Origin of the sequence: Fimbriimonas ginsengisoli Gsoil 348 (assembly GCF_000724625.1) — a bacterium.
Taxonomy (GTDB): domain Bacteria; phylum Armatimonadota; class Fimbriimonadia; order Fimbriimonadales; family Fimbriimonadaceae; genus Fimbriimonas; species Fimbriimonas ginsengisoli.
This window is the reverse complement of the sequence record NZ_CP007139.1, coordinates 3,950,603-3,976,612: the sequence shown is the minus strand read 5'-3', so window position 1 is coordinate 3,976,612 and position 26,010 is coordinate 3,950,603. Positions and strand designations below refer to the sequence as shown.

The 26,010-nt window shown below is 59.9% G+C and carries 19 protein-coding genes and 2 tRNA genes; 7 read left to right on the top strand and 14 right to left on the bottom strand.

Translation table 11 applies throughout. The features are described 5' to 3' along the window. Positions 1–82: 82 nt before the first annotated feature. The 3 genes from OP10G_RS17735 to OP10G_RS17725 form a co-directional block, all read right to left on the bottom strand. Positions 83–1,513, bottom strand: coding sequence for a hypothetical protein (locus OP10G_RS17735; RefSeq protein ID WP_025229101.1), 1,431 nt, complete (start codon positions 1,511–1,513; stop codon positions 83–85). Next, positions 1,510–1,869, bottom strand: coding sequence for a hypothetical protein (locus tag OP10G_RS17730; protein ID WP_144241226.1), 360 nt, complete (start codon positions 1,867–1,869; stop codon positions 1,510–1,512). Before OP10G_RS17730 ends, OP10G_RS17735 begins: the two co-directional genes overlap by 4 nt. 72 nt (positions 1,870–1,941) lie before the next feature. Beyond that, positions 1,942–2,595 (bottom strand): hypothetical protein, encoded by a 654-nt coding sequence (locus tag OP10G_RS17725; protein ID WP_025229103.1) that lies wholly within the window; start codon positions 2,593–2,595, stop codon positions 1,942–1,944. A 181-nt stretch (positions 2,596–2,776) separates the two neighbouring features. Between OP10G_RS17725 and OP10G_RS17720 the strand changes: the two genes are divergently transcribed. The 3 genes from OP10G_RS17720 to OP10G_RS17710 all read left to right on the top strand — a co-directional run bounded on the left by OP10G_RS17720 (position 2,777) and on the right by OP10G_RS17710 (position 7,984). Continuing rightward, positions 2,777–3,490, top strand: coding sequence for a helix-turn-helix domain-containing protein (locus OP10G_RS17720; protein WP_025229104.1), 714 nt, complete (start codon positions 2,777–2,779; stop codon positions 3,488–3,490). 307 nt (positions 3,491–3,797) lie between these two features. After that, on the top strand, positions 3,798–6,818 hold the full coding sequence (locus OP10G_RS17715) for a CHAT domain-containing protein (RefSeq protein ID WP_038473312.1): 3,021 nt from the start codon (positions 3,798–3,800) through the stop codon (positions 6,816–6,818). Between the two features lie 23 nt (positions 6,819–6,841). Beyond that, the gene (locus tag OP10G_RS17710; protein WP_025229106.1) at positions 6,842–7,984 is read left to right on the top strand and encodes a hypothetical protein; all 1,143 of its coding nucleotides are present in this window, start codon (positions 6,842–6,844) and stop codon (positions 7,982–7,984) included. A 73-nt stretch (positions 7,985–8,057) separates the two neighbouring features. On the opposite strand, the gene OP10G_RS17705 is transcribed toward OP10G_RS17710, so the two are convergent. From OP10G_RS17705 to OP10G_RS17670, 7 genes are all read right to left on the bottom strand, one after another. Next, positions 8,058–8,843, bottom strand: a complete 786-nt coding sequence (locus tag OP10G_RS17705; protein WP_227624965.1) for a pseudouridine synthase — start codon at positions 8,841–8,843, stop codon at positions 8,058–8,060. 79 nt (positions 8,844–8,922) lie between these two features. Continuing rightward, a complete protein-coding gene (locus tag OP10G_RS24950) occupies positions 8,923–10,131 on the bottom strand; it encodes a D-alanyl-D-alanine carboxypeptidase family protein (RefSeq protein WP_025229108.1) in 1,209 nt (402 codons plus the stop codon). 87 nt (positions 10,132–10,218) lie between these two features. Further along, positions 10,219–10,752: an SMC-Scp complex subunit ScpB gene (gene scpB / locus OP10G_RS17695; RefSeq protein WP_025229109.1), complete on the bottom strand. Its 534-nt coding sequence runs from the start codon at positions 10,750–10,752 to the stop codon at positions 10,219–10,221. Positions 10,753–10,758: 6 nt separating this feature from the next. Beyond that, the gene (locus tag OP10G_RS17690; RefSeq protein WP_025229110.1) at positions 10,759–11,247 is read right to left on the bottom strand and encodes a segregation/condensation protein A; all 489 of its coding nucleotides are present in this window, start codon (positions 11,245–11,247) and stop codon (positions 10,759–10,761) included. Between the two features lie 306 nt (positions 11,248–11,553). Then, a tRNA-Cys gene (locus OP10G_RS17685) sits at positions 11,554–11,630 on the bottom strand. 1,249 nt (positions 11,631–12,879) lie between these two features. Beyond that, complete coding sequence (locus OP10G_RS24945) at positions 12,880–13,251, bottom strand: cupin domain-containing protein (RefSeq protein ID WP_025229112.1); 372 nt, start codon at positions 13,249–13,251, stop codon at positions 12,880–12,882. Between the two features lie 6 nt (positions 13,252–13,257). Beyond that, a complete protein-coding gene (locus OP10G_RS17670; protein WP_025229113.1) occupies positions 13,258–14,316 on the bottom strand; it encodes a DUF1385 domain-containing protein in 1,059 nt (352 codons plus the stop codon). A 406-nt stretch (positions 14,317–14,722) separates the two neighbouring features. On the opposite strand from OP10G_RS17670, the gene OP10G_RS17665 reads away from it, so the two are divergent. Beyond that, positions 14,723–15,823 carry a Nif3-like dinuclear metal center hexameric protein gene (locus OP10G_RS17665; RefSeq protein WP_052547820.1) on the top strand — a complete coding sequence of 367 codons (1,101 nt, stop codon included), beginning with the start codon at positions 14,723–14,725 and terminating at the stop codon, positions 15,821–15,823. Between the two features lie 369 nt (positions 15,824–16,192). Here the strand turns inward: OP10G_RS17665 and OP10G_RS17660 are convergent. Together OP10G_RS17660 and OP10G_RS24940 are read right to left on the bottom strand one after the other, a co-directional pair. Next, a tRNA-Glu gene (locus OP10G_RS17660) sits at positions 16,193–16,268 on the bottom strand. A gap of 118 nt (positions 16,269–16,386) precedes the next feature. Beyond that, positions 16,387–17,805 (bottom strand): C40 family peptidase, encoded by a 1,419-nt coding sequence (locus OP10G_RS24940; RefSeq protein ID WP_025229115.1) that lies wholly within the window; start codon positions 17,803–17,805, stop codon positions 16,387–16,389. A 228-nt stretch (positions 17,806–18,033) separates the two neighbouring features. On the opposite strand from OP10G_RS24940, the gene OP10G_RS17650 reads away from it, so the two are divergent. The 3 genes from OP10G_RS17650 to OP10G_RS17640 are packed head-to-tail and all read left to right on the top strand — an operon-like array spanning position 18,034 to position 21,879. After that, positions 18,034–18,900 carry a glycosyltransferase family 2 protein gene (locus OP10G_RS17650; protein ID WP_025229116.1) on the top strand — a complete coding sequence of 289 codons (867 nt, stop codon included), beginning with the start codon at positions 18,034–18,036 and terminating at the stop codon, positions 18,898–18,900. Continuing rightward, positions 18,881–19,783: a glycosyltransferase family 2 protein gene (locus OP10G_RS17645; protein WP_025229117.1), complete on the top strand. Its 903-nt coding sequence runs from the start codon at positions 18,881–18,883 to the stop codon at positions 19,781–19,783. The genes OP10G_RS17650 and OP10G_RS17645 overlap by 20 nt, the downstream gene beginning before the upstream one ends. Further along, positions 19,780–21,879: an O-antigen ligase family protein gene (locus tag OP10G_RS17640; RefSeq protein ID WP_025229118.1), complete on the top strand. Its 2,100-nt coding sequence runs from the start codon at positions 19,780–19,782 to the stop codon at positions 21,877–21,879. Before OP10G_RS17645 ends, OP10G_RS17640 begins: the two co-directional genes overlap by 4 nt. Here OP10G_RS17640 and mrdA read toward each other — a convergent pair. Next, positions 21,792–23,645, bottom strand: a complete 1,854-nt coding sequence (gene mrdA, locus OP10G_RS17635; protein WP_038473307.1) for a penicillin-binding protein 2 — start codon at positions 23,643–23,645, stop codon at positions 21,792–21,794. The genes OP10G_RS17640 and mrdA overlap by 88 nt on opposite strands. Next, positions 23,603–25,999 carry a transglycosylase domain-containing protein gene (locus OP10G_RS17630; protein WP_144241224.1) on the bottom strand — a complete coding sequence of 799 codons (2,397 nt, stop codon included), beginning with the start codon at positions 25,997–25,999 and terminating at the stop codon, positions 23,603–23,605. The genes mrdA and OP10G_RS17630 overlap by 43 nt, the downstream gene beginning before the upstream one ends. Positions 26,000–26,010 lie beyond the last annotated feature (11 nt).

Sequence of the window (26,010 nt, the reverse complement as noted above, 5' to 3'; positions counted from 1 at the left end):
GTGCGACGGAACGCCAAAAAGAAGGGGATCTCGTCGCTCGAACCATCGGGAGGGCAAGGGAAACCCTTGCCCTCCCGAATCGCTAACCTCCCTCCGAGGAGTCCGTCTTCGCCGGATTCCCGTTCTCGTCCAATCCCCGCGTGGGACTGGTGTTGAATGAGAAGTTGAGTCCGAAGATCACCTTGGAGAACAGCCCGCCCGTGCTCGGGCCGGCCGCCACCTGGAACCACTGGCCATTGCCCAACTTGCACTCGTAACCAAGTTGAAATGCCTGGCTCGTCGTGTGCCCCCCGGCGGAAGGTCGCAGCGTCTTCTGGAGATACTCCGCGAACATCCCGCCGTTGGCCGACCCACCCTGCACCCGCGCGCCAAACTCGACCGAATCGCCGTCCGTCCACACATTCGTCTTCGAGTCGTAGGCCAGATCGTTTGTTGCCGCCGCCGCAAAGAGGGTGAACTCCCCGCCGTACAGCTTGCTCTTTGGCCAGTACGTCGCATCTTTCGGCGCTGGCGGGCTGGATACCTCGAACAATGGTCCTGAAAGGGTCGCGAAAACATACTTCCCTTCCCCCTTTAGGCTTGAGCTGCTCGCGTCCGGCGTAAACCACGTATACGCGGCCGAAATGTCCGCTTTCACGTCGTTCCAGTGCCACTTGTTATAGGTGTCTTCGATCTTGGTTAAGATGTCTCCGATCGGCTTCGATGCGTAGCCATCCATCTTCGCTTCGTCGAACGGTAGCACCAGCGTATTCGCTTCGTTCCACGCGGCCCTTTCCGCGTCGGAATGCCCCTTCGCCGGATCCATTACCTCGGCGACAGTCCCCGGCTTGATAATGCTCGCGTCCTCGTCGAGTTTCTTGGCGAGGTCGGCAAATGTGGTTTTATCTGTCCCCTTCAGGTTGGTGGCCCAGTAGTCCGCCACGCCCTTCCAGCGCTTTACTTGGTCGACGGCCACCCTGAGGCCGTAACCTGGATTGGCTGGAGCAACGTACTCAAAGAACTTGGCCACGATCGGCGACGCCGTATCCTGCCAGGCCGCCAGCGCCTCGTGATCGAAGCGCCAGTCCTTTCGGTCGATTGGCGCAAAACTCCAGCTTGCCGCCGCCCTCGCGGAAGTGTCCTTCCCCGTCCCCTTCACTCCCGCTACTGCGAAATTGCTGAACCGGATGATTCGGCCGAAACGACTCGGATCGATCCAGTTCCCCGACGCGTCGCGATGAGGGAAGAGTTGGTTGTTAGAAGCCGGCATCAAGTTGAATTCCTGCGCCGTATAAGCGAAGCCGCTTTGGAGCGACCCCGTTTTGCTAAACGAGTTGACGATCGACAGAGCCGCCTGCTGCAGGTTGGTAACCGGCTTTGCCGTTGTCGTCGAAACTCCTAGCACCGTCAACGCTGCCGACGCCGGCGCCGATAAATTAAGCTGACTCGGGAAGAAACTGGGGGGTTTTCCCCCGTCGTCGGCCCCTCCTCCGCTAAGCATCGGCAGCATCGCTGACCAGATCAAGAAGCTCACGACGTCACCACGATTACGGTTTGGTGCAACCCCTTGGCCGTAAACGGGTCGTGGATCGGGTTCGTCGCGCCGGCCGGGAACATGATTGTGGCTGCCCCCGTCGGCTGGTCGAATGTTGCGATCCCTTCGCTCGGGATGCTGGCGTTAAACCCATCGAGCCAGTACCCGATCAGGAGCACCGTGCCCGCTTTCGCCACGTTCCCGAGCAAGTTGTAGTCGGGCCCACCCGGCTGGAGCACACCGTCGACTGACAGCGCAAAAACCGCCGGTGCTCCTCCGGGAAAGGGGCTCACATCGAGGGAAACGGTGAACGGCTCACCCTCCCTCAAGTGCAGTGCATAATTTGGTGATGGCATAGTAGTTTATTCCTCCGATAAGGCATCCTACCATACCTTTTAGTACTTTTGGCTATTGATTTCAAGGGAAGTTTATGCCGACCGCCTCACTCCCCGCCATCGCAAAGACTCGGAGTCCTCCCACTCCTCCCATTCGCTTTCCTCCGTCGGCGGCTCCGGAACATGAAACGGCTGGATCGCCAACCGCTCGGTGAGCCCCTCCACAAACTTCCGCTCCACGAGGGAAGGGATCTCCCGTTCCGCCGTGCCGATAAACCCGAACCATCCCATTCGAATCAACGCCCTCGACAGCATCTCACCCGGCCCCCGATAGAAGAAGGTCGACGCCGGCAGCCCGTGCCCGTACACGTGCAGCAACACCGGATGAGCCGAGTCGAACCCCGCCGTCTCCTCCACATAGCGCATTGCGTACTCCGCCACATCCACCCCCGCGCTGCCGCCCGAATACTGTCGTAACCCTGCGCTCTTCAAAGACGACCCGATTGTCCGCAACCCCCACAATTCTAGGAGGTTCACCGCCTCTTCCCTCCCCCCGCGCTCCACCCGCAAATGCAGTCTCGGGGCGATCGCAGGCCAGTATCGAGACACCATCTCCGCCAAAACCGACGCCCGTACCGCGCTGATCACCCGGTTCGCCTCCAACGTTGCGACAACTTTGCGCTCGTCGTCCGTTAGGACAGCCAGGCCCGCCAAAGCTCTAACCTGATCGCACTCACGGTCCGTCATCGGCCTCCTCTCCGGTCTAAAGCTCATTTGTCGTCCCCTCCCAAGATCTTCTGGAGATCGTCTCCCGCGGAGGAGAAGTCAAAGCAATGACGCGAGCGCCGGATACTTTCCATACACTTATGATACACAAGCCCTGATCGTTTTGTGTACAAAATTGGTATATCTGCGGTATGATTATTCCGTGGCAACTCCCGGTGACAAAATCAGGCACGTCCGGCTGACCCGAAGGCCCAAGCTTACACAAGAAGCGCTTGCCGGTCTGATCGGAATTTCGCGCAATCAGCTCGCGAACTACGAGAGCAACCGTACCGATCCGCCCGCCCTTGTCACGCGCAAGCTCGCGCGAATATGGGATGTCCCCGAGTCTTGGTTTTGGGACGGTGGCCGCGAGGATCCTCCTTCCGTCTCCGGCGCCCCCAGAGAAGGTGACGCCCCCGCCCCCCACCACGGCGCGGTAACTCCTGGCGTGGGTCGCCGCCTGTTCAAGGTGCTGGGGACGGCCGGAGCTTCGTCGTTCCCTATTGAAACCTCCGACGAGTGGGGTGACTACGTCGAGTTTAGCGATGACCTTTACCACCCCGATCGATTCGCCATCCGGGTTCGTGGTGAGAGCATGGAAGGCCGCATCCCTCACAACGCATACGTCCTCGTCCACCCCGATCCCAAACCGCCCGCCGGTCTCTTAACCGTGGCCCGCAACGAGTCCCACGAGTACGTCATCAAGATCCTCAAACAGCGCCGAGGCGACTGGGTACTCATCCCAATCAACCCCGACTACGACGAGATCAAACCGGGCGAAGGGTGGAAGATCGTTGGCTACGTTGTCGGGATCCGAGAAGAACGGGGCCGGCGCAAGTACCGAGAAGAAGGAGACAACGACGGTCTCCGACCATAACCGTCTATACACATTTTTTGAGGAAAGTCTGATCCCTGTGTATCTCGTGCAAAGGTCGGCTTGTTTGCGGCAGCCGATCGTGAAAGAAATCGCTCGAAACCCGGTTCCTCCCCACAATCTCGATGCACAGAAGCCAAATGGCCGGGCTCCAAATTCCGGTTAGTAACCTGTCCGGTGTCATCTGTACCGAATCACACCGGGGAACCTGCTAACCTCACCAGGTTTTTAAACTTACCTCCGACTCGGTTGCAAACTCTTCCTGAGGGAGTTTAACTTGTAACTTGTGGCTCGAAGATTACGCCTGACCGTGACCGAAGGCGTAGGTATTTCTAACCAATCCCATCAAAGTACGCATCTGTCGCTTACCGACCAGTTGTCCGGGCGAATTCTCGCCGAAGAGAGCACCCTGCTTCCGAAACGGACCTCAGCTCCTCTGAGCGCAAACGAAGACGAGTGGGTTGCCTGGAGCGAGGCGGTTATTCCCTACGTTCTTCCCAGCGCGATCCGGCAATCCCTGCTGGAGTTTGCCGGTCGCGGTCCCATACAACTAGCCGTCTTCGACCCCGCCGAGCTCGCGAAGCACATCCCCTGGGAGGGGCTCTGCCACCGGGATATGATTCATGGTTTCCTCTCCATCGGCAGCCTCCGGTGGGTCCGGCAACTCGACCAAATCCCTGCGCAATCCACCCCCGACGCCTGCGCGCTCGTGGTTTGGGCCGATCCCGGCTCTCTCGATTACCCACCCCTCCCCAATGTCTCCAGCGAAGCCGAGCGGATCGCCGCCGGTTTACGTGAACATGGATTCCACGTCGACATACTCCCTTCCGCCACTCCACACGGTCTCATCAAGGCCCTTAGCGGCCGCCAATATCGGTTGATCCATTTTTCCGGACATGCAAACGAGCTACCGAGCGGAGCCGCACTCGCCCTTGAGTCCGGCCGCCCAGGATCCGCCGATATGCTTTACGCCGATAAATTGGCGAAACACGTCTCGGCAAGCCTGGTCGTTCTCGCTGCGTGCAACACCAAGGTGTTCGCCCACACCCTTGCGAAAACCGGCATCCCTGCCGTCGTCGCATTCCAAAACGCCACCCCCGATTTCTCGGCCGTCCAATTCTGCGCCGCGCTCTACGGCGGCCTAGTCCGTTGCGCTCCAATCTCAGAAGCCGTGCACGAGGCCCGTGGAGCGCTCGCCCGTTGCGGAGGAGAATGGTTCGCCCCGGTCCTATACGTCAACGGGGATGCGGATGAGCTGACGCTTAGGGGCTCCGCCGCCGGAGTAGCTCGCCCCAAGCCGCGTCTTCCTACGGAAGACCGCCCGTTCCTAGGCCGGACTTCCGAATTACTTGAAATCTCCGACCGCATTCGCCGTCCGGATTCTCGCCTCGTTACCATTACCGGCCTTGGCGGAATGGGTAAGTCCCGGCTTGCTCTCGGATTGGCCCAAGAGCTGGCGCCCGAGTTCTCAGGCGGAGCTCACTGGATCGACTGCACCGCCATCCACAGCGAAGCCGATTTGGTCGGCGCCATGGGTGCCGCGCTCGATCCCAACGGCCAAGCCTACGATGAAGCTCGCCTTTCCGACGCCCTCGCCGGGAACCGGGCTCTTCTGGTGCTGGATTGCTTCGAACGTTTAGTTGACCACGCGGATCTGCTCGTCCGTCTCCTTCGATCCGCGCCAGGATTCAAGCTCTTGGTCACCAGCCGGCGCCTTCTGGGTGTCTCGGGCGAATACGAGTACCCTCTTGGCCCCCTCGTCTCCAGCGGCCGATCCCCTCTGCAAAGCGCGATCGATCTTTTCGAACAGGCGGCAACCCAGGCCAAATCCTCGTTCCGAGTCACCCGTGCGAACCGCGTGCAGGTTCGAATCTTAGTCGAAGCACTCGAGGCGATGCCGCTCGCCATCATCCTCGCCGCCGGCCGTCTTCGCACGATGGATCTCGAGCAGCTCACCGCTCGAGTCCACCAGCAGCGCTTACAAGTGCTGCAGCGGAGCGGCAACGACCGGCACGCCAACATGGCCCAAGTGGTCCAAGGCTCATTTGAGCTGCTGAACCCGGCCGAGCACACACTTATGAACGAGTGCTCGGTATTCCACGGCGGCTTCGATTGGGAAGCCGCCGAAGCCGTTCTCCGGGGCGCCGACAATGTCCTGGACGGTATCACCGCCCTTCGTGAGAATTCCCTGCTTTCCACCTTCGATACCGACAGCGGACTGCGATTCCGCATTCTGGACACCGTTCGAGAGTACGTCGAAGGTCATTGCGATCCCGATGTTTTGGCCCCCGTCCAGCTCCGCCATGCCGAGTATTTCGTCCGACGAGCCAGCCGTTTACGAGACGACTGGGATCAAGGGCACTGGCAAATCGCTAACTCGGCCCTCTGGACCGACGCCGCCAACTTCCGAGCCGCCGTAGCCTTCGTCGGAGCGCAACGAAATCAGGAGCTGGTTCGCAAATTCGCTCGTTCGATTCTGCGATGGTATTTGGAAGCCGGCTTGCGTAGCGATTTCGACCTGCTCCTTAGCTTCGCCGAACCGATCGCCCTCTCCGACGCCTCCAACGATCCGCACCTACTGATCGAATTACGCGGTTTGCAAGGCGAATGCATGCGGCGCGAACACCGCGCCAGCGAAGCCACCGGCTACTGGCTGGATCGGGCCAAACGGTGCGAAGCCATTGGCGAGTTCGATATGGCTGCCGATAGCTACACCGACATCGCCAGCCTCGGCCTCGTGCTCGACGAGCCCGAGACCGTAAACGCCATGCTCGCTCGCATCGAAAAGATCGGAAGCGCTCGAATCAGCTCCCACATCCGAGCCGCCGCATTGGTTATCCAAGCCCGCGCTTCCCTCCGGTGGGGGTTACAGGAGGAAGCCGTCGATGCCGGACGCCGGGCCGAAGATCTGATTGCCGATCTCCCGGCCGAGCCGCGAGCCCTCTTCATTTGGATGAGCCTCTCCATCGTCTACCGGTCCGCCGGCAGCTTTTACCGTAGCGAAGTCATCGCTCGCCGATTGATCCGCCAGGCGCTCGAGCTGTGGCATCTCCAATCGGTCGTCCGCGGCCTCCTCGAGTTGGCCCGCACCTTGGAACAAGAAGGAAAGCTCGCCGATGCTGCCGCCGCCATCGTCGCCGGGGAAATGATCCCCCGCCACGCCTCCCCCCAAGCCCGGGCCGAAGCGCGAAAATATCGTGAGGATTTCGCCTCCCGCCACGGCTCCTCTCTCATCGCCGACGCCGAAGCCTGCACCGTCCGTCGAGACTGGCGCTCCGTCGCCACCACCCTCGCCGCCGGAGACCGCCTCCATCCCCCAACCACCCCCTAACAACCCTCACGAAGGAGTACTCAATGCCCTCGCCCGAAGACCTCTATCCCGAATCCTTTCGCCTTAACGAGCTGATTGAAAGCTTTCCCGGGCCATTACGGGAGCTACTCTCCGAGTTTCTCGAAACGCTAGTCAAAATTCCCAAGGGTCACGCCGGGGTGTTCCAGCTCTCCAACCTCGGACACCCGGACCCAGAGTACGCAATCCAATACTTCTCCGAAGATTGGTCCGAGCTAGCCAGGTTGTTGGAGGATCCTACGGGCTTCTTCGACGACCGGCGAACTCAGTGGGGCGCCGGGGACTTCGACCCGGATTGGGTCTTTAACGAGGACATCGCCTGTATCCTGCAGCCGGGGCTTTCCGACCCTCAGAAATCGCTCGTGACCCAGGTGATGGCGGAAAGAAAGATCTTCGAATTTTCGCCGCAGCTCTATCGGGGCATCGCCCACGCCGAGGCTAAAGCACTTGACGATTTACTGGGAGTAATACAGCAGGCGATGATGAATCGCGGGGCCTTTCTCGCCGAGTTCGCGGTTCTTACGAGGATGCTGACCATCTGGTATTGGAGACCCCATATCGCGGTCACGAACTTCGCCGGCGAACTGACTCCGGCGCGTGTCGCGCTCCTTACCGCCGAGGTGAGCGGCGCCACTCCTTTCAAGACCCAACGATTTGGCACCTTGCACTTCGACGTGCAAGGGCCCCAGGGCGAACCAAAACCTACGGACGAAGAGCGAGCTCATTTTATCGTTGATTGCATCCAGGGCCGGCAATTCATGCTTACGCACCTAAACGATGGACGCGACACCGAAGTGGGCAACGCCGTCCTCACCGACGAAAAGCCCGCCAATGGAGCCGCGTTCCCCAAGATTAGACCGGTGTTCCACGACCGACACACGGAGGCAAATTACCACGGCCCCAGAATCGTCGTCGACCGCATTCCCGAATCGGCTTTCAGGTCTCAAGCCGTCCGTTCAAAGCAGGCCTTTGAAGTTGTCATCTCCGAATCGGATGAGGAAACAAAGGTTGTAATCACCAAACCGAAGATCGGGAAGGAGCTGCTCGCCACACCCGTTTGCTTCACCTGCTGCAACACGGGTGTGGTCGAAACCTCGGACAACAACTTCCAATTGGGCGACATGCTTCTGAAGGAATATTGCGGCTGACAAACGGCCATTCCGGCGCCGTAGCCTGCAAAGCAGGCTACGGCGACCCAAGATTTGAGCCTTGCACGGGCCGCTAAGTGATTTCCAACCCGACAAGTTGTCGCAGGTCGTCGACTTCTTTCTTACCGAGCAACCGTGCCTCCCCAACTCGCATTCCCTTTAGCTTCAGCGGGCCGTACCGTGTTCGCTTTAGCGATTTCACCAAGTGTCCGACGGTTTCGCACATCAGACGCACCTGGCGCTTCCGGCCCTCGTGGATGGTGATTCGCAAGCCGGTGGTGTTTGTCTTCGGTTCGGCGTGGATCAGCTCCACCTTTGCCGGGGAGGTCTTCTTCCCTTCAACGAAAACGCCGGTCCGCAGCTTCTCCATCGCCTCTTCGCCCACAATGCCGAGCACTACCGCTTGATATTCCTTCTCAACTCCGTAGCGAGGGTGCGATAGGCGATGCGCCAACTCGCCGTCGTTAGTACACAGGAGGAGCCCCTCGGTGTCCATGTCGAGGCGGCCGACCGGCTTGAGCTGGACGCCGTAGTCGGGCATGTACTTGACGATCGTCGGCCGTCCCTGCGGATCGTTTAGCGTCGTCACCACCCCGGACGGCTTATTCAGTAAGATCGTATAGGTCTTCGTCGTCCGGATCGACTGTCCATCGACCCGTACCTCGTCGGTTTCCGCGACTTTGTAGCCGAGCTCGGCGACGATGTTGCCGTTCACCTCGACCCGCCCCTCTAGAATCAGCTTTTCCGCCGCCCGGCGAGAGCAGAGGCCCGAGTGCGCGATTCGAACGTGAAGCCGCTCCATACCGTCGTCGACGGTTTCCCGCTTAGGCGCCGGCTTGACGCCCATCCGCTGGGTCATCTCTTTGGCGTGCTCGATCGCCTTTTGCTTGTTCTGCCGAAGCGCGACGACGCGGTCACGGTTGACGGTCGGACGAGGCTTAGGAGCTGCGCGGTCGAACTGCTTGCGTGCTATACCGAGACCTCCTTGCGCGTCCTCTAAAGACGATGCCGCCGAGCACCAGCGCTCCACCCAGCATCGCAAAGTTGCCCGACCCTTTCCCGGGCGAAGGCAAGAGAGTCGCTTCCGCGACGTCTTCCGTCGCGGCGATGGGCACTCTCTGCTCGAACCCTTCAGGGTCGGTGACGACCAATGTGCCGACCACCTGACCACGCTTGATCGGCGCCCTAAGCGGCTCTGCGAACTCGGTCCGCATTGGAGGCTGACCGTTCGGGGGCAGCTTGGCCCGTGATACAAGGCTGTCCACGCTCTCAACCGTGGCCACCGCCACCTTATCCTTGACTCCGCCCAATACTGGGGGAGTGCCAACTTCTGAATCCTTTTGCACCAGCGGAAGTCGGGCGTAGCCGTCGAAGGCCCACTTCAGCATGTTCTGGTGATCTTGCTGCCAATGAGGGGAGTTCATCACCACGGTAATGACACGGTACCCGTTTCGGGTCGCGCTCCCGACGTAGCAGTGCCCGGCCGGCACCGTGTAGCCGGTCTTGATCCCGTCCGCCGTTGGGTCCTTGGGAAGCCACTTATTGTGGTTCACCATCGTGCAATCCTTGGAATTGATGCTTCGGGAAATCGACTTTTTGTAAGTGCGCACCACCTCGCGGAATTCGGGCCTCTTCATCGCCTCTCGGGCGATCCGGGCCAGATCGTGCGCCGATGTGTAGTGGAGCGGATCGTTCAGGCCGTTGGGGTTATCGAAGTGCGTATGGGTGCACCCGATCTGCCGCGCCCGTTCGTTCATCATCTGCGCAAACTTGGGGACGGAGCCCGCGATGTCGCACGCCACTGCGTAGCAGCCGTCGTTCGCACTCCGCAGCATCAGAGCGTAAAGCATATCGCGCGCCGAAACCCTCTCAAAAGGCTTCAGATGCATGCTCGCCTCTTTCACGTTCATCACGTCGCCCGGCGCGGTGATGATGTCCGTGGGAAGACGATTCTCGATCAGGAGAAGCCCCGTCATGATCTTCGTCGTACTGGCGGGGTAGCGCGGAGTCTCCGCATCTTTGGCCCACAGGACCTTCCCGGTTGTAGCGTCGATGATGATGGCGCTTTTGGCAACGACGTCCAGCGCGTGCCCCGTGAAGGGGATTGCGAGGGCCACCGTTACGAGAAGATTGCGGAATCCTTTCATGGCAAGTTCTCGGAGCGGACCGGATCATACCGGCGTTTCACTAGCCTAACACAACCGTTAAGCTCAGGACCGCAATGGTAACAAACACTATTCCAATTCGTCGACTCGTGCTTCCAAGGCTCGCGGCTCGCTCTCCAAGGGAGGAAGCTGCGAAAGATCGCTCATATTGAATTGATGTAAAAACTGCGCAGACGTTCCGTAAAGCACGGGACGGCCTGGAGTTGCCCTGCGCCCGGTCTCCTGAACAAGCCGCCGCTCCAGCAATGCCTTCACGCTGTAATCGCTCTGCACGCCCCGCACGGCATCGATTTCCGCCATCGTCATAGGCTGCTTGTAAGCGATGATCGCCAGTACTTCCATCAGACTCCGGCTTAGCCGTTGCCGTTGCGGCTTGAGAAACGCCGAGACGATTTCCGCATATGCCGGCTTCGTCGATATCTGATAGCCCCCTGCTAGCGTTACCAGTTGCAATGGCCCCGACTTCTTGAGCCGCTTATCCAGGAGCTCCAGCGCCTGCTCCACTTGCCCCTCGGTATAGCCCAGGGGAGCCGCCAGAGAGGCGAGCGATGCCGGTGCATCGGCAACGAACAAAAGCGCAAGAATCTGATCAACCGGGTCCAAGTTGCCTCACGCTCTCGCGAACTCCACGCCGTCTTCGTTCAGCCGGGCGCGAACCTGCCCGAGCCTGATCAACTCCAGGAGGGCCAAAAACCAGTAGACCGCGTCGGATCGTGTAAATGGCTCCACGACAAGCTGCTCCAAACTTCGCCACTCGAACGAAATCGCCAGTAAAACGACTTCCATCTGATCCGCCAGCGACTTTCGCGGCTTGCTCAAATGCTCCATCTGTTCCGGCTGCGCCTTCTTCAGCAGCCGCTCGAACGCCCGAGCCAGATCGGTTGGCGAAACGTTGCTAAGAGTGTAAGGAAGCTCGTATGGGTCCGGTCCCACGTCGGGCGATCGGAAAAACAGCCGGTCGCGCTCTTGCTGCCACATCGAAAGCGCTTCGATCGCCGCGCGGTACTCGTGCGATGTCGGCTCCACCGGGTCCATCGCCTCTTCGTAGTCCGGCTCCGGATCGGGAACCGGGAGCAACAGCCACGCCTTCCTCTCCAAAAAGATAGGCGAGCGCGGTTAGCGCCGCGGCCGCCTCGTCGAGATCTTTCACCTCTGCCTGTAAGATGTAAGTGAAGTAAGCCTCACAGATCGGAAAGAGAGGCACCTCCATCAGGTCGACCTTGTGGTCGCGGACGCAGGCGAACAGCATCGCGAGCGAGCCATCGAAGGTAGGCGTTTGAACGTGGATCGGCGGCGGGGCGATCACGCCGAGCGCGCAAATTCGGTCGTTCCGTTCAAGAAGGGCTTGGCGCGGAGCCATCGGAAATTCGAGACGTCCCGGACGGGCCAAACGTCGCGAGGAATTGGAGGTGCCGGGCGGATTCGAACCGCCGAATAACGGTTTTGCAGACCGTCCCCTTAGGCCACTTGGGCACGGCACCCTGGGTGATCTCAAAAATATACCTTACGTGCCCTGAATAAGGGAGTTCCATACCCTCGCCCACTCCGGCGCTCGGCCGCGAGCTCGAGGCTTCGCGATATGATGGTGCTATGTGGCGGACTCTTTTCGGGCGATACCGGCAGGCCGTCGAAACCGTCGAGGGTTGGAGGACTGGCGCCACGTTTGGCGTCAGGGCAAAAGGGGAGGTCGCTTCTTTTGGGATCTATTTGGTGTTCCGGATCGCACCCAACGTCGCATTATTCCTATGGTCTGTGAGTTTAATCAGTGGGCACCGGTGGCTTGATTGGCCCCTCAGTATTTCCGTCGGTGCGATGTGGTGGTATCTGAGAATTCGGAGTAGCTCTCCGAACCTGTATTCCACGATTCTAGTTGCTGCCGTGGCCGTGATCATGTTTCACTTTGGTATTGCGACCGTCCTCCATGACCGTGAACTTCATGCGCCACAGCGCGAATTGCCCTTCTCGCACCGACTGCCTCCAACGTAGTTGTCTCTCGCGGCCCTCATCGGGTGTGATCTCCCGCCGCGGTTCAAAAACTGTCGCTGGGGATTGTGGTCTTTGACAGAATTGGACTTGCATATCCCTTATCTGATTGCCCCCTGGTCCCCAGCGAAACAAACAATCTCAAAACTCTGGAACCCGATGTAGGCGCCAAAGCCCGCATCAGCGCTGAAAGCGCGACCTCCTAAAGCTAAGGGTGCAGCGCAGCGGAACCCTGGTAATTGCCACCAAACCTTCTGAGCCCTGAAAGTGGCGACCTCATCTAAAGAATCACCGTCCCTACCGTTAAGAATCTCAGGAACCGGAACGCACCAGAGTCTTGAGATTGTCTGTTTAGCTGCGAATCGAGGTTCCTCTGGGGCAACGGTTATCAAAAAACAGGGTGACAATATTGCCTCGCCCGTAGCCCGGGAATTTATCCCCGGGCTACGGGCCAATTCAGGCATGGGAATGTAGATCTTATTGTCAATGACCACGAGCCGCCGTTGCCACGGGTCAAATCGGGCCGGTGGGAATGATGATCGGAGCGCTTTCGAGGGCGTTCACCTCCTCTTCCGGATAGACCCCGTTCATCTCCTCGGCTCGCAAAACCGACTTAAGAAGAGGCGCCGCCACCTCAGAAATGGACAACCACACGGGCCCGCATTCTTCACCACCCGCAATTTTTCGAAACCGTCGAACCCAACTTAAAGGCAAATAGAGGACCGCCGAAAGCTCCTGTCGAATCGGCTAAGGCAAGACCCGGTTCTTCCAACTATCCGTCCCTAATCCCGGCATGAGCCGCTTTCTCCGCTGATGCACGTTCAAGTGTGAGAAGCCGCCGTCGAGCGCGAGAATGGAGCGTTTGCTCCCCTTCGGAATCAGAATGGCCTGGCCTGCATTTACGGAATGGTTCTCATCGTCGATGGAAATCAAACCCTCGCCGGCGAAGCCAACGACTAGGACGTCCATCTCCTCGTTAACGTGCTCGGCGATCCCCTCTGAAGGTCTCCAGACGAGCAACGTCATATCCAGGTCCTCGCACTCCTCGCCCCACTGAGGCCCGCTCGACGTGGCGGCAGATACGAGTTTCGCAAGATCCGTAACTGTAGTCTTTTTCAAACCGACCTATAACGGATTCGTTGGAACGACGATCGGAGCGCTTTCGAGGGCGTTCACTTCCTCTTCTGGATGGACCCCGTTCATCTCCTCGGCTCGCAAAACCGACTTAAGCGCGGCGAGCGATACCTCGATCTGCGTCTCGTCCGGTTCGCGTGTGGTCAGATACTGGCTCCAGATTCCGGGCTTGAAGAAAAGATTAACCAATCCCTGGTTCCGGAACTTACCGGCGAATCTTAGTAGTTCGTACGCTACCCCCGCGATAAGCGGCAGGATCATAAGCTCGATCAAGAATCGAACGCTTACGTCGACGATCGGAATTCCCTGCTTGCCTCCGGTAATCGGGTAACGGGGCACGAAAGTGAACGTGAGAAGGCCGAGAAGCAGCACGATGATCGCGAAGCTCGTTCCGCACCTGGGATGGAGCCGCGTTTGATTCTTGCAGTTCTCCATATTGAGCGTCTGCTCCGCCTCCAGGGTGTTGATCGCCTTGTGCTCCGCTCCATGATATTGAAACACGCGGCGGATATCGGGCAACAAGCCAATCAAGCCCACGTACCCGAGGAAGATCACCATCTTAATGATCTCCGAGACCAAGTTGATCCGCGTGGAGTCGTGGCTCCCCATCGCCCGCTGGGTGTACTCGGCGATCAGGTTCGGCACATAGTTGAACAGCACCAACCCGAAAACGATGGCGACGACCATCGTAGAGGCGACGGTGATGTCTTGAACCTTCTTGCTTGGCCCCTGCGCCGCCGGGGCGGCAGCGGGAGTTGCCGTCGCCGACTCGTCCACTGGCAGATAAGCCGGATCGATCTGGATGTGCGTGGCGAACTTCATCGCCCGCGACCCCAACGCCATGGCATCGAGCAGTGCCAGCGATCCGCGAAGGAGCGGCTTCTTCAGCCACTTCTGGCGTCCGATCCAGGTTTTCTCGATCGCCTCGGTTTGGAGGACGATTTGGCCGTTAGGCGCGCGGCATGCGATGCAGAAAAAACGGGGAGACCGCATCATCACGCCTTCGACGATGGCTTGGCCCCCGTACTGCAGATATTCGCCCTGAGGCATGGGGACCAGTATACAGCCGGGGGGAAATTCGGACCCTGGTGAATTTTCCAGGGAAAAGGTCCCGGTAGTGTGTATTCACCCATCAATTAGGAGTCATGATAATAAGCGAAACCCGCTTAAGGAGGGGCTCTCATGAACGCTGGACACAATCCAGAGGGGCTGAGACTCACCGAAGATGAGGCGTATGCGCTGTTGAGCTTGTGTCTTACAAGCCCCAACGGATTGGATACCGTCTCAGAACGGGCGTTACGGAAACTGGCGGACTATTGCACATCAGAACAATGTAGTTCCAGAAGCAATCCTATAAATAATAAATCCAGACCGTCTGGATTCCGGTCGACGCGAGAGCTAGGCACGGCGGGGGCGTAAGCCCCCGTTTCCGTTTGTGGGTCCGGCAAAATACGGTGTGGCTACCGTTAGAGAAGTTCTTGCCGTCATCGAGAAGATCGCCCCAAAGCGACATGCCTTAAGCTTTGACAAGATCGGCCTGCAGGTCGGCAACATCGACGGTGAGGTTCGTCGCGCCGTAGTTTCGATGGACCGATCACTCGGAGCCGTCGATTTCGCGCGCGAACGAGAGGCTCAGCTCCTTCTCACCCACCACCCGCTGATCTTCAACCCGATTTCGTCCGTCGACACTCGCTCCCACGAAGGGCGAACGATCGTGAAGCTCATCCAGCAGGGGACCAGCTTCATTGCCGCCCACACGAATTGGGATGCGGCGATCGGAGGCATCAACGACACCTTGGCGGAGATGTTCGGCCTGCAAGAGGTTCGCTCCTTCGGCACGACGGAAAATGTGAAGAACCTCAAGCTCGTCTTCTTTTGCCCCGCCGAGGCAGCCGATCGGATCATCGATGCCGTCTCCGCCGAAGGAGCCGGCGTAATCGGCGCCTATCGGCGTTGCGCTTTTAGGAGCTCGGGACAAGGCGACTTCGAAGCCGCACCGGATTCCGATCCGCACATCGGAGCGCCCGGGGAGAGAACGACCGTAGACGAGGTGCGGGTGGAGATGGTGCTACCAGAAGATCGCGCGACTGCGGTGGCCCGTGCGTTAAGGAAAGCCCATCCCTACGAGGGGCCGGCCTTCGACTACCTCTCGTTGGCTCCAGTCCCGGAACAACCGTTGGCGCGAATCGGAGTGATGCCAGAGCCGATGACCCTCGGAGAATTCGTAGCGTTGACCGATCGAGTGCTATCCACCCGCTCCCTCGCCTGGGGCGATCCCGCGAAGCGGATACGAAAGGTCGCCGTCGTAGGAGGGGCCGCCGATGGCGACTGGATGGCCGCCCAGCGGGCCGACGCCGACGTCATGGTAACCGGGGAGGTCAAGCAACACGTCGCCCTCGAGGCGAGCGAATCGGGCATGTGCATCCTCTCCAGCGGCCACTACGCCACCGAGCACCCCGGCTCCGCCGCCCTACGCGACCGAATGGCAAACGAGATGCCATCTATCGAATGGAACCTCTTCACTCCCCGCCCGGGATTCCACGGAAGACCGATGTAGGTCGGAAGCGCAGAGCGTGGATCGTCATCGAGAAAATACGCTGACAGTGATGGTTTGCCCGTAGCCCAGGGATTTACCCCGGAGGAACCTTGAACCGCAGCTAAACAGGCCGTCTCAAAACCCTGTCACCCAATCGGGTCGTCTAACGATCGAAGGTGCCTCCAACCCGCGGGCCCGAAGCCAGCCCCAAGGGGGCGAAATCCTACAGCCCAGGGCGTTAGCCCTGGGTAAAGGCCGACCAACCCTCCGAGCCCTGAAAGCGGCGACATCAACCTAACAACATCAGGAGCCTTCGTATTCACAAAATGTCATTCAAGAAGAGCGTTGGACAGATTTTTAACTAAAAATCTGTCCAATGTCATTTGTAGGTGGTAGCCCGGACGGGACTTGAACCCGCGACCTCCGCCTTGAAAGGGCGGCATCCTAACCACTAGACGACCGGGCCGAACCCGACTAGTGTGGACGAACCGAGGCCCAAAACTCAAGTCGGAGGGGTTAGAAGGGGTGTAACTCCCCTCCTTTTAGACGAAAGTCTCGGCGACCGAAGCCGCCGAGCGTTTCCTCTAGTTGTCGCCGTCGGCTGCAGGAGCGGTTACAGCCGGCTCCTCTTGCTTGGCGGGCTTGGAGCTCTTCACCAGCCGCCGAGCGGCCACCAGTCGCTTTTTGTAGTAGCCATCGTTAAGGCTGTTGATCTGCACCTTGCCGCCGCCGCTGCTGGCATGGATGAACTTACCGTTCCCCATGTAGATGCCGACGTGGGTGACGCGAGCGCCACGGTGGGTGTGGAAGAAGACGAGGTCTCCCTTCTTTAGATCCTTGGCTTTAACCGGGGTACCGGCATGAGACTGCTCACTCGAAGTTCGAGGAAGTCGATACCCTTGGCTGCCGAATACTTGCGAAGTGAAGCCGCTGCAGTCCGTCGCCGACCGGGACATAGCGCCCCATCGATACCGGACACCCCGATAAGCCTGCGCTTTCGCCAGGATTCCGGAGCCGTCTCCCTTGCTCGAGGTCTCGAAAGCAACCATCCGCTGGCTCGACTCATGCCGTCGGCTGTGGTGCGAACGGGTCGCGACCAACTCCCGGTGGTGACGAGGCCGGCTAGCGACCCGCTCCTCATGATGGCGGCGAGCACGACTCGCGACACGGGGCGCCGCCGCCGATTTCAGCAGGTCGCTGCGGACCCAACCCTCGGTTCCCTTCGGAAACCGCAAACGATACCAGTCGCCGTCTCGATCGAGCACCACGACCCGGGTACCTGCATCGACCTGCGCGATCGAATCTGCCCCGCGGGACGGCTCGCGACGGATGGTGACCGCATCGCCGTTGATCACTGCATAGCGTGAGTGAAGTCGAGGAGCCGCGGCCGCCTTAGCTACGAGACCGCCCGGGACGTTGATCTTCTGGCCGGTGCGAAGCCGGGCCAGGTTTACACCCGGATTCAACCGCTTGAGCACCACAGTCGTGGTTCCAAGGCGATGAGCGATGATCCAGTCGTTTTCGCCCTCGCGAACGACGTGGGCGCCATGGGAAGAAACTTTCGAAGGCTTTGACGCCTTGGCGACTCGGGTGTCGGAATGCCCACCGGTGACGCGGAGCGCCTGATGAAGCTTGAGCGCACGCCACTTCACACCCGGGTTAAGGAGATGTAGTTGATGGGTGGTGAGGTGGAAACGGTGGGCGAGCGCCTCGTCGTTATCGCCCTCGCGAACGAAGTATCCCCCCTTTGAGGAAGGAACCGCGGAGGTCTTGTGGTGGTCTGAAGTAACGGTTGCGCTCGGAATCGTGAGGACACGACCGACCTTCAAGGCCGAATTACGATCGAGGTCGTTGGCTTTGACGAGTGAATGGGTGCGGATATTAAACCGCTCAGCGATGCCGGAGAGAGTATCACCCTCTTTGATCCGGTACGTCTGGTGTTGGGCCAGAGCGGTGCCTGATAAAACCAGACAAAGCCCCAAGGTTAGATTCTTGATCGGCATCAATCTCCTTCGCGCCACAATTCATGCGCGGTGCCTACCCTTGAACGGGTCCCTTGGCAATCTAAGGCACCTTACCAGCCCGCTTTCGACCTGGTCAACCCCGCATAATGTGCAATACATCCACAAATTAGGACCATTTAGGTTCAAAGTTCCCTTTTCCCTGGTGATTTTGCCGGAATCTGAAGCGGTTATTACCGCAACTTCCGAGTCGTGTAGAATCGTTTCACCGTGCTCAGCATCCTGGTCGTGAATTGGAACACGCGCGACCTGCTGAGGGCTTGTCTGAGCTCGATCGAGCGTCACCCTCCCTCTGAGGAATTCGAGGTCGTCGTCGTCGACAATGCCTCCTCGGACGGCAGTGCGGACATGGTGCGGTCCGAATTCCCAAACGCCATCCTCGTCGCCAGCGACAAGAACACCGGCTACGCCCGAGGCAACAATCTTGCCTTCGAGCGGGCAACCGGAGACCACCTGCTCACGCTAAATCCGGACACCGAGTTCGTCGACGACTCGATCGACAAGGCGATCGCGTTCCTCGATGCCCATCCGAAAGCCGGCTGCGTCGGCATCAGGCAGGTCGGGCTAGATGGCAATACCCAGAACTCAGTGCGAGGCTTCCCGACCGTCCTAGGCATCCTCGGAGACGTGACCGGTCTAGGAAAGCGGCTTGGCGGCGCATGGGATTCCTACCGCCTGAGCCGGTTCGATTACGAGAATTCCGGCCCCGCGCCCCAACCCATGGGCACATTCCTTCTCTTTCGAAGGGAGGCGCTCGCTGCCGCCGGCGATCCCTCATCCCCTTTCGACGAGCGGTTTCCGATTTTCTTTAACGAGGTCGATCTGCTGTACAGGATGAAGCAAGCCGGCTGGGAATGCCTCTACGCCCCAGATGCCCGCATTCTCCACTACGGCGGCGAGAGCACCAAGCAGGTTCGCAAGAGCATGATCTGGGAGTCGCACCGAAGCCTTGTGCGGTACCTTCAAAAACATCACGGAACGGGGCTAATGCGGGTAGGGTTACCATTTCTTGCGGCAGCGATCTACTCCGCCGCATTTTTTCGCGCCCGAGGCTTCGATGCCGGATTTCGACCTTAGCATCACGATCTGTAGCTGGAACACCAAGGAGGACCTTCGCGCCTGCCTTGCCAGCCTTGAACGGGTGCGGGACGAAGCGGAAATGGAGGTCATCGTCCTCGACAACAACTCCGAAGACGAGTCGCCGGACATGGTGGAAGAAGAGTTCAAGTGGGTTCGACTCATGCGAATGAGCCGGAACCTTGGGTTCACCGGCGGCCAAAATCACATGCTCGAACACCGCCGCGGCCGCCACGCCCTACTTCTGAATTCAGATACCGTAGTTCACCCCGGCGCGATCCGGACCCTGATGGAGTATCTGGAGTCCCACCCCAAGATCGGAGTGCTCGGCCCGAAACTCTTAAACCCGGACGGCTCGCTCCAATTCTCCGCGCGACGATTCCCCACCCCTGGCGCCGCTCTCTTCCGAAACACCCCCTTGGGTCGACTCTTTCCGAAGAACCGATACACCCGCGAATACCTGATGCAGGATTGGGGGCACGAAGAGGTCACCAAGGTCGACTGGGTGAGCGGAGCCGCCCTCCTTGCCCGCGAGGAGCTCCTCGAGAAGATCGGCTTTCTAGATCCCGAATTCTTTATGTACAGCGAGGATGTCGACTTCTGCTTTCGAAGCTGGGAAGCAGATTTCGAAGTGATTTACCTTCCCACCGCGGTAATCACTCACGCCATCGGCCGTAGCACCGACAAAGCCCCAAATCGCATGATCGGCCGCTTCCATCGCTCGATGTTTCGATTCTATAAGAAGAACATGCTTCCCAAGGTTGCCGCCCCGCTCCGGCCATTCGCCCTCGCCGGGGCTGCCACCGCTCTCGTGGCACGGGCGAGCCTATTCATTACTAAGAACAAGATCGACGAGTTGAATCGCCGAAGGATGCGAAAGTGAAGCGGGACGCCAAACGAGCCCCTCTGGGCATCCCCGCGATCCTTCTGGTGATCGCCGCCTTTCTCGCTCCAATCATTGGGGGGCAGGTTTCGACTGACGCCACCAGTCTAACCTCCGGCTTCGGTGAAGTTGTCGGCAGCTTCTTTACGTCGCCCGGCGCTCCCTACACCTCCCATACCCTCCTAGCACTTCTATGCGGCGCCGCCTTCATGGCCGCATTTCTCGGCCGCCGAGTGGTTCAGGTACCGAATAACCTGTTCGCGGGATTCATCCTGGTGATGCTCGGGGTTTTCGCCGCCACCTGCGCTTTCTCCAACTACAAGCCGTTGTCGATCGCGATCGCAGCCGAGTGGCTTAGCTACGGAGTTGCGCTTTATGCCGTAGTCGCGGTCGCCGGGCGGAAGGCAGGGCCGATGGCGATCATCTCCGCCATCTTCGCCGGGTCCGCCGTCACCGCGATCTACGGGATCTTGGAGTACGGCGCTACCAAGGCGGCCGACCCCTCGTGGCGCATCTTCAGCTTCTGGGTTAACCCGAACGCGCTCGCCGCGATCCTTCTGGTCGGGTTCTGCCTCGGCCTGGGCGTCCTGACGGTGACGGAGCAGGGGGCCATGCTCGCCACCGCGTCTGGCTTGCTCCTCATCAGCTTCGCCCTCGCCCTCACCGGATCGAAAGGAGCGATGGCGATCCTCGCGATCTGCCTCGTAGCTCACCTGGTCCTGACCGCGTTCCTGTCGCCGAAAGAGCAGACGAAAGCCGCATTGGGCCGAATTGTCGCCGTGGTCGGTTGCGCCATCGTTGCCGTCGCCGTGCTCGTCATGTCTCAATCGGGGCAGAAAGGGGGTACCGGGGCGATGAGCCGGATCGCCAATGCGGGCGCTACCGTCGAGCAGTCGGCGCACTTTCGCTGGAACCTCTGGTTAACGGCGGGCAAGCTCTTCTTACGCAACCCGGTCGGTTCCGGTCCCGGAACGTTTCGGTTTGAATCGGGAAGACCGGGCCTGACCACGCAGACGGTATTCGCCCACAGCACCTACGCTCAGCTTCTGGCCGAGGCGAGTCCGCTGGTGCCGCTGTTGCTTGTGATCGCCATCGGCTACTGGGTTTTCTTGGCCCTTCGGGCATCGAAATCGCTACCGCCCAAAAACCGAGCGCTCCTTATCTCCGTCGTCGTCGCCGTGGGCGCAGCATGCGGTCACAGTGTGTTCGACAGCGACTTTTACTACTACGGTCTTGGCCTTTCCGTCTTTATGCTGCTCGGAACCGGACTTCTGCTCAGTGGAGACTCGGTCGCCCCCGAATTCCTCTTCCCCGCCCTGCGCCGGCTCGGCGCTGGCTTTGTGTCGCTGCTGCTCCTCGTGATGCTCTACAGCGCGTACACGGAGCTCCTGCGGTCCGAAGTGCGGGGAGATATCCAGGCCGGCAAAGTGGCCGAAGCCCAGGCAACGCTCGACACTCTCCACTCGATCGCCCCGAACGATGGCGAGGCGTGGTACCTGACTTCCAACCTTAGCGGGCGTCTCGAAGATGCTCGGCAAGCCGCCGCATTTGCCCCAAGAACGAAATACCTTCGCCGCCTCGCTCTCCTGCAGGCTCAGTCTGGCCAAACCGCCGAGGCGATGGCTACGCTCGACCAGGCTCTAGCCACCGATCCAAACAATCCGGACACTCTGTACCAAGCTGCCCAACTTGCCCTTAAAGGCGGCGATCAAGATAGATACGCGAGCCTTCTCAAGCGGCTCGTCGCCACCGAGAACACGCCCTATTTCAAGGTCAGATCGGTACCGGAGGACGTCGAGGTGCAGACGTTCATCGCGCGGCTCGAGCTGGCAAAGGCAAGTTCCGACGCGAAGGAGCAGCGGACCCTGCTACGTCCCGCCGTCCAAGGGTTCAAGTCGTTCTTGGCCAGCACCGTTCCGCAGATCGTGGCCAACGGAACTTACAACGGAAGGACGGTGGAGGGAGCGAAAGAGATTTTGCAGAAAGCGGCCGAGGCGGCTCGGATGCTTCAAGGCTTAGATCTTGCCGCCGGCGACAAAGCCGCCGCCGACGACGACGTGGCTGCGGAAACCGCCTTCTTGGGCGGCATCAAGTAGCGCTGGACGATCTCCTTGGCGATCGGAGCCACGGAGTCGCCGCCGTGACCACCTTCTTCCCATAGAACGCAGATCACGATCTTCGGCGCTTCCGCCGGGGCGAACCCAACGAACCAGCCATGCGTTTTCTTTCCGCCATGCAAGTGCTCCGCACTTCCCGTCTTGCCGCCCCACGAAACCCCGTTAATCCGCGCTCTTTGCGCCGTGCCATGGTCTACGACCCCGACCAACGCTTTCCTCAGCTCGGCCCAGAACGAGGCGGGGAGATCGACCTTGTGAGCAACTTCCGGCGCGATCTGCCTAATCGCCTGCTGACCCGTCGGATCCTTGATCGCGCGAACGAGATGCGGCTTATAGCTCACCCCGTCGTTTGCCACCATCGCCGCCACCTCGGCCATTTGTAGGGGAGTCGTCGCGAGATATCCCTGTCCGATCGATAGGTTCGCCGTGTCGCCCAGATACCAGGGCGGGTTCTTCTTTTTGGAGACCTTTCGAAGCCAGTCGAGGGTGGGCACCGTCCCGACCTCCATCGGCCCGCCGATCTCAATCCCGCTTCGCTGCCCCAAACCCATGTCCAAGGCTGCGCTCCGAATCGCCTCGGGTCCGACCGCAACCCCTAAATTGCAGAAATAGGTGTTGCAAGACTTCGCCATCGCGTTTTCAAACGAGATCGCCCCATGTTGCCCTAGGCATCTCAGGTGCACGCCCCGCTTGAAATACCCTCCCGGGCAGTAGTACGTGTCGTTCACGTTGAACTTGCCGGTACGGGCGGCGGCGACCGTCGTCACGATTTTGAACGTCGACCCCGGGGCATAGGCGCCGAAGATCGCTCGGTCGATCTGGGGCTTCTCCGGATTATCGTTGAGCACCTTCCACTCTTCGTCCGAGATTCCACCGCTGAAAAGCGACTGGTCGAACGTGGGGCTGCTTACCAAACAAAGGACCTCGCCCGTGCGGGGATCGAGCGCCACCGCACCCCCCATGAAGTGGCTCTCCTTGAAGAGCTGGGTCACGTAACGCTGTAGATCCCCATCCAGGGTCAACACAAGCTGGTTCCCCGGGGTAGCCGCATCCCGCCCCTCTACTCGGATCGGTTGCCGCCGCGCATCGATCGCCATCCGCTCAGCGCCCGGCAACCCCATCAGCTCGTCGTCATAGGCACGTTCGATTCCACCCTTGCCGACGAAATCTGGAACCGGTTTGCCCGATTTCTCGATTCGGGCCACGTCCTTATCGCTGGGAACCCAAACGTAGCCCAGCACATGAGTAAAGCTCGTGCTATCCGGATAGTGACGCATCGGCTGGGTTTCCACACCGATCCCCGGCAGCTCTTCCCCTTCTTCCGCGATGCGGGTACCCGCCTTGATGTCCGCCCCCACGTAGATTGGGGTAGGCAAGAAGGGACGCCAGGTTGCATCCCTTACCTTCCGCTCGAGCTTCTCCACCTCGACGCCGAGGATCTTGGCCACCCGGTCGAGAACCCATGGGTTCGCCTTTATCTTGTTGGGAATCGCGGTGACGACGATCTCCGGCCGGACGATCGCGATTGGAACTCCGTTCCGGTCGAAAATGAGCCCCCGGGGGGCCGGCTTCATCACCGGTACCACGCGCGAGGCTTCCGCCTTTTCCACCAGCGTAGGTGCCTCTACGACCTGGAAGTACCAGAGCCGAAGAAAAAGCACCGAGAGCGCCCCCACCATGACCGCCGGAAAAGCAAGAATCCTCAGATCCAGTTCCGGTTTGCGCGGGGTATGGATAACCGACATCGCCTAGTCTCCCGGCCGGTGAATCCGGCAAACTCGCTTCGGAGCTTGGCTCCGCGGGAACGTACGAGTAACCGTCTCCGGGCAATACGGATTGGCAAGCAGGCCGGAATCGGCACACACTTCCACCGACACCGTTTCCTCGTGCCGCTCCCTCTTCGGTTTCGACTTCGGCTTATCGACCTTGCCCGCATCGATCGTTCCGAGGTCCCCGTCTCCGCCCCCGCCCCGCCCCCGGAGCCGGGGTCGTTCTGGATCGTGTCCGGATGAGCGGCAGGATTTACCACCGGTGCCGGAGGAATCGTGTGCTCGGGAGGCTTCGCCTTTCCAGCGTTCGGATCGTCTACCGGTGTTCCCGCCGGCATGTCGGCGTCGGTGATGCGGGGCGGCTTCTCCTTCTTTTCGTGAAGCGCGGGGACCGTATCGTCTTGCGCCACCGGAGGTGTGTTGTCCGGCTCCATTCGATGTCCATACCGCTGCCGCGCCTCTTTGATAACGGCTCGCCAGATGTGGATAGCGGTTGTACCGCCGAAAACCCGATCCGCCATCGGAAGCACCGTCCACTTCCCTTTCACGATCTTCTGGTTGCCCACCCAGGCGACGCCGAGAACGCCGTCGGAATAGCCCGTAAACCAAGCGTCCTTGGCATCGTTGGTAGTTCCCGTTTTCCCGCGAGCGTCCGGTACGTCCTGGGCGGCCGTGCCGGTACCCTTTTGGACCACTGCTCGGAGGAGCGTGTCGATATCCTCGCAGACACGCGGGTCGAACACTCCTCCGAATTTCTGCGGCGTGTATTCCTTCTTGACCTCTCCATCCGGCCCTACGATCTTGGCGAGCGGGTAGGGGCGCACTCGATCGCCCCTCAGCATAAACGTGGAATACCCTTCCGCCATTTCCAGCGGGCTTACCGCAGTGGCGCCTAATGCGAGCGGTGGATACGCTTCGAGCTTGGTCCGGAAACCGAAAGCGTCGCGAGCCGTATCCGCGACCACCCGCGGCGTCACCTTGAGGATCGTCCAGATAGCCGGACGGTTTACCGATAGGGCGAGGGCGTCTTCGAGAGAGTATCCGGAAGCGTTTTCCCTGGGGCTAGAATTCTTCGGTTCCCAATAGCCACCAGAACCGTTCGGCAGTCGAATCGGCGCGTTGGAAAGATAATCCCCCATTCCAATCGTCCCCTCACGGAGGGCGGTGGCATAGACGAAGGGCTTGAAGCCCGAACCGGGCTGGAGGTGCCCCTGGGAGATGATGTTGTACTGAGTGCGCTTGTAAGAGACGCCTCCGACCTCGCAGAGAATGTGCCCATCGCGATCCATCGCCATGAACGCGCCCTGATTGATTTTCATGCGGCGGTTTTCTTCGACGATCCTCTGTACGGTTTTCTCCGCCAGGCGCTGGAGGTGGCTGTCGATGGTTGTATAAATCGTGTAGCCGCCCCCCTTCAGGTCCAAGGTTGGATCGTCTTCTTGCAGGGTCTGCAACACGTGCTGCACAAAGTGCATCGCATACCCGGCGGAATAGGCAGCCGTGGTTTCCGGAGGGTGCGGATTGAGCTTGGGCACCTCCGCGAGCGCCTTGTCGTACTCGGAGTCGGTGATCATGTGCTCGTCGTGCATGATGTGCAGCACGACGTCCCGGTTCTCCAGCGACCCTTTAGGATCTTTGATCGGGTTTTCTCGGCTCGGACTTCGGACACACCGGGCCAGCAACGCCGCATCGGAAATCGTCAGGTCCTTGACGTTCTTGCTCAGATAGGTCCGCGCCGCCGCGCCGATCCCATGCGCCCCCTCCCCGAAATAGACCTGGTTTAGGTACAGCTCGAGAATCCGGTTCTTGCTGGCCACCTCTCGCTCCATCACGTAGGCGAAGGCGATGTCTTGCAATTTCCGGCGGAACGACTTTTCATTGCCGTTGTAGAGACGCTTGGCGAGCTGCATCGTGAGCGTGCTGCCACCCTGCCCAACGTGACCTTGCTTGAACACCGAGACGAACGCCCGGAGAAGGCTTTGCTCATCCACGCCGTTGTGCTGATAGAACCGCTTGTCCTCGGCGGCGATGATCGCGTTCTTGACGTGGTCCGGAATTTCCGCCAACTTTAAGGGAATCCGGTTTTCTTCGCTGACCCGATAGAGCTCGACCCCGTCGGCGGTAAGGATGCGCGTCGGGGGCCTAGCCACCTCGACAAACTTTTCCTCGATCGTTCCGGCTTGCGCCTCGGCCTCTTTGATGGCCGAGAAGAACATCACGAAGAGGGTGATAAAGGCGCCGAAGAAGACAATCGCCAGAAATGCGATCGCCAACTTGATTCGCCGGATCCACGGGGAGCGTCGGCTGCGAGCGCGAGAACGCGATGCCACGTAGGATTATA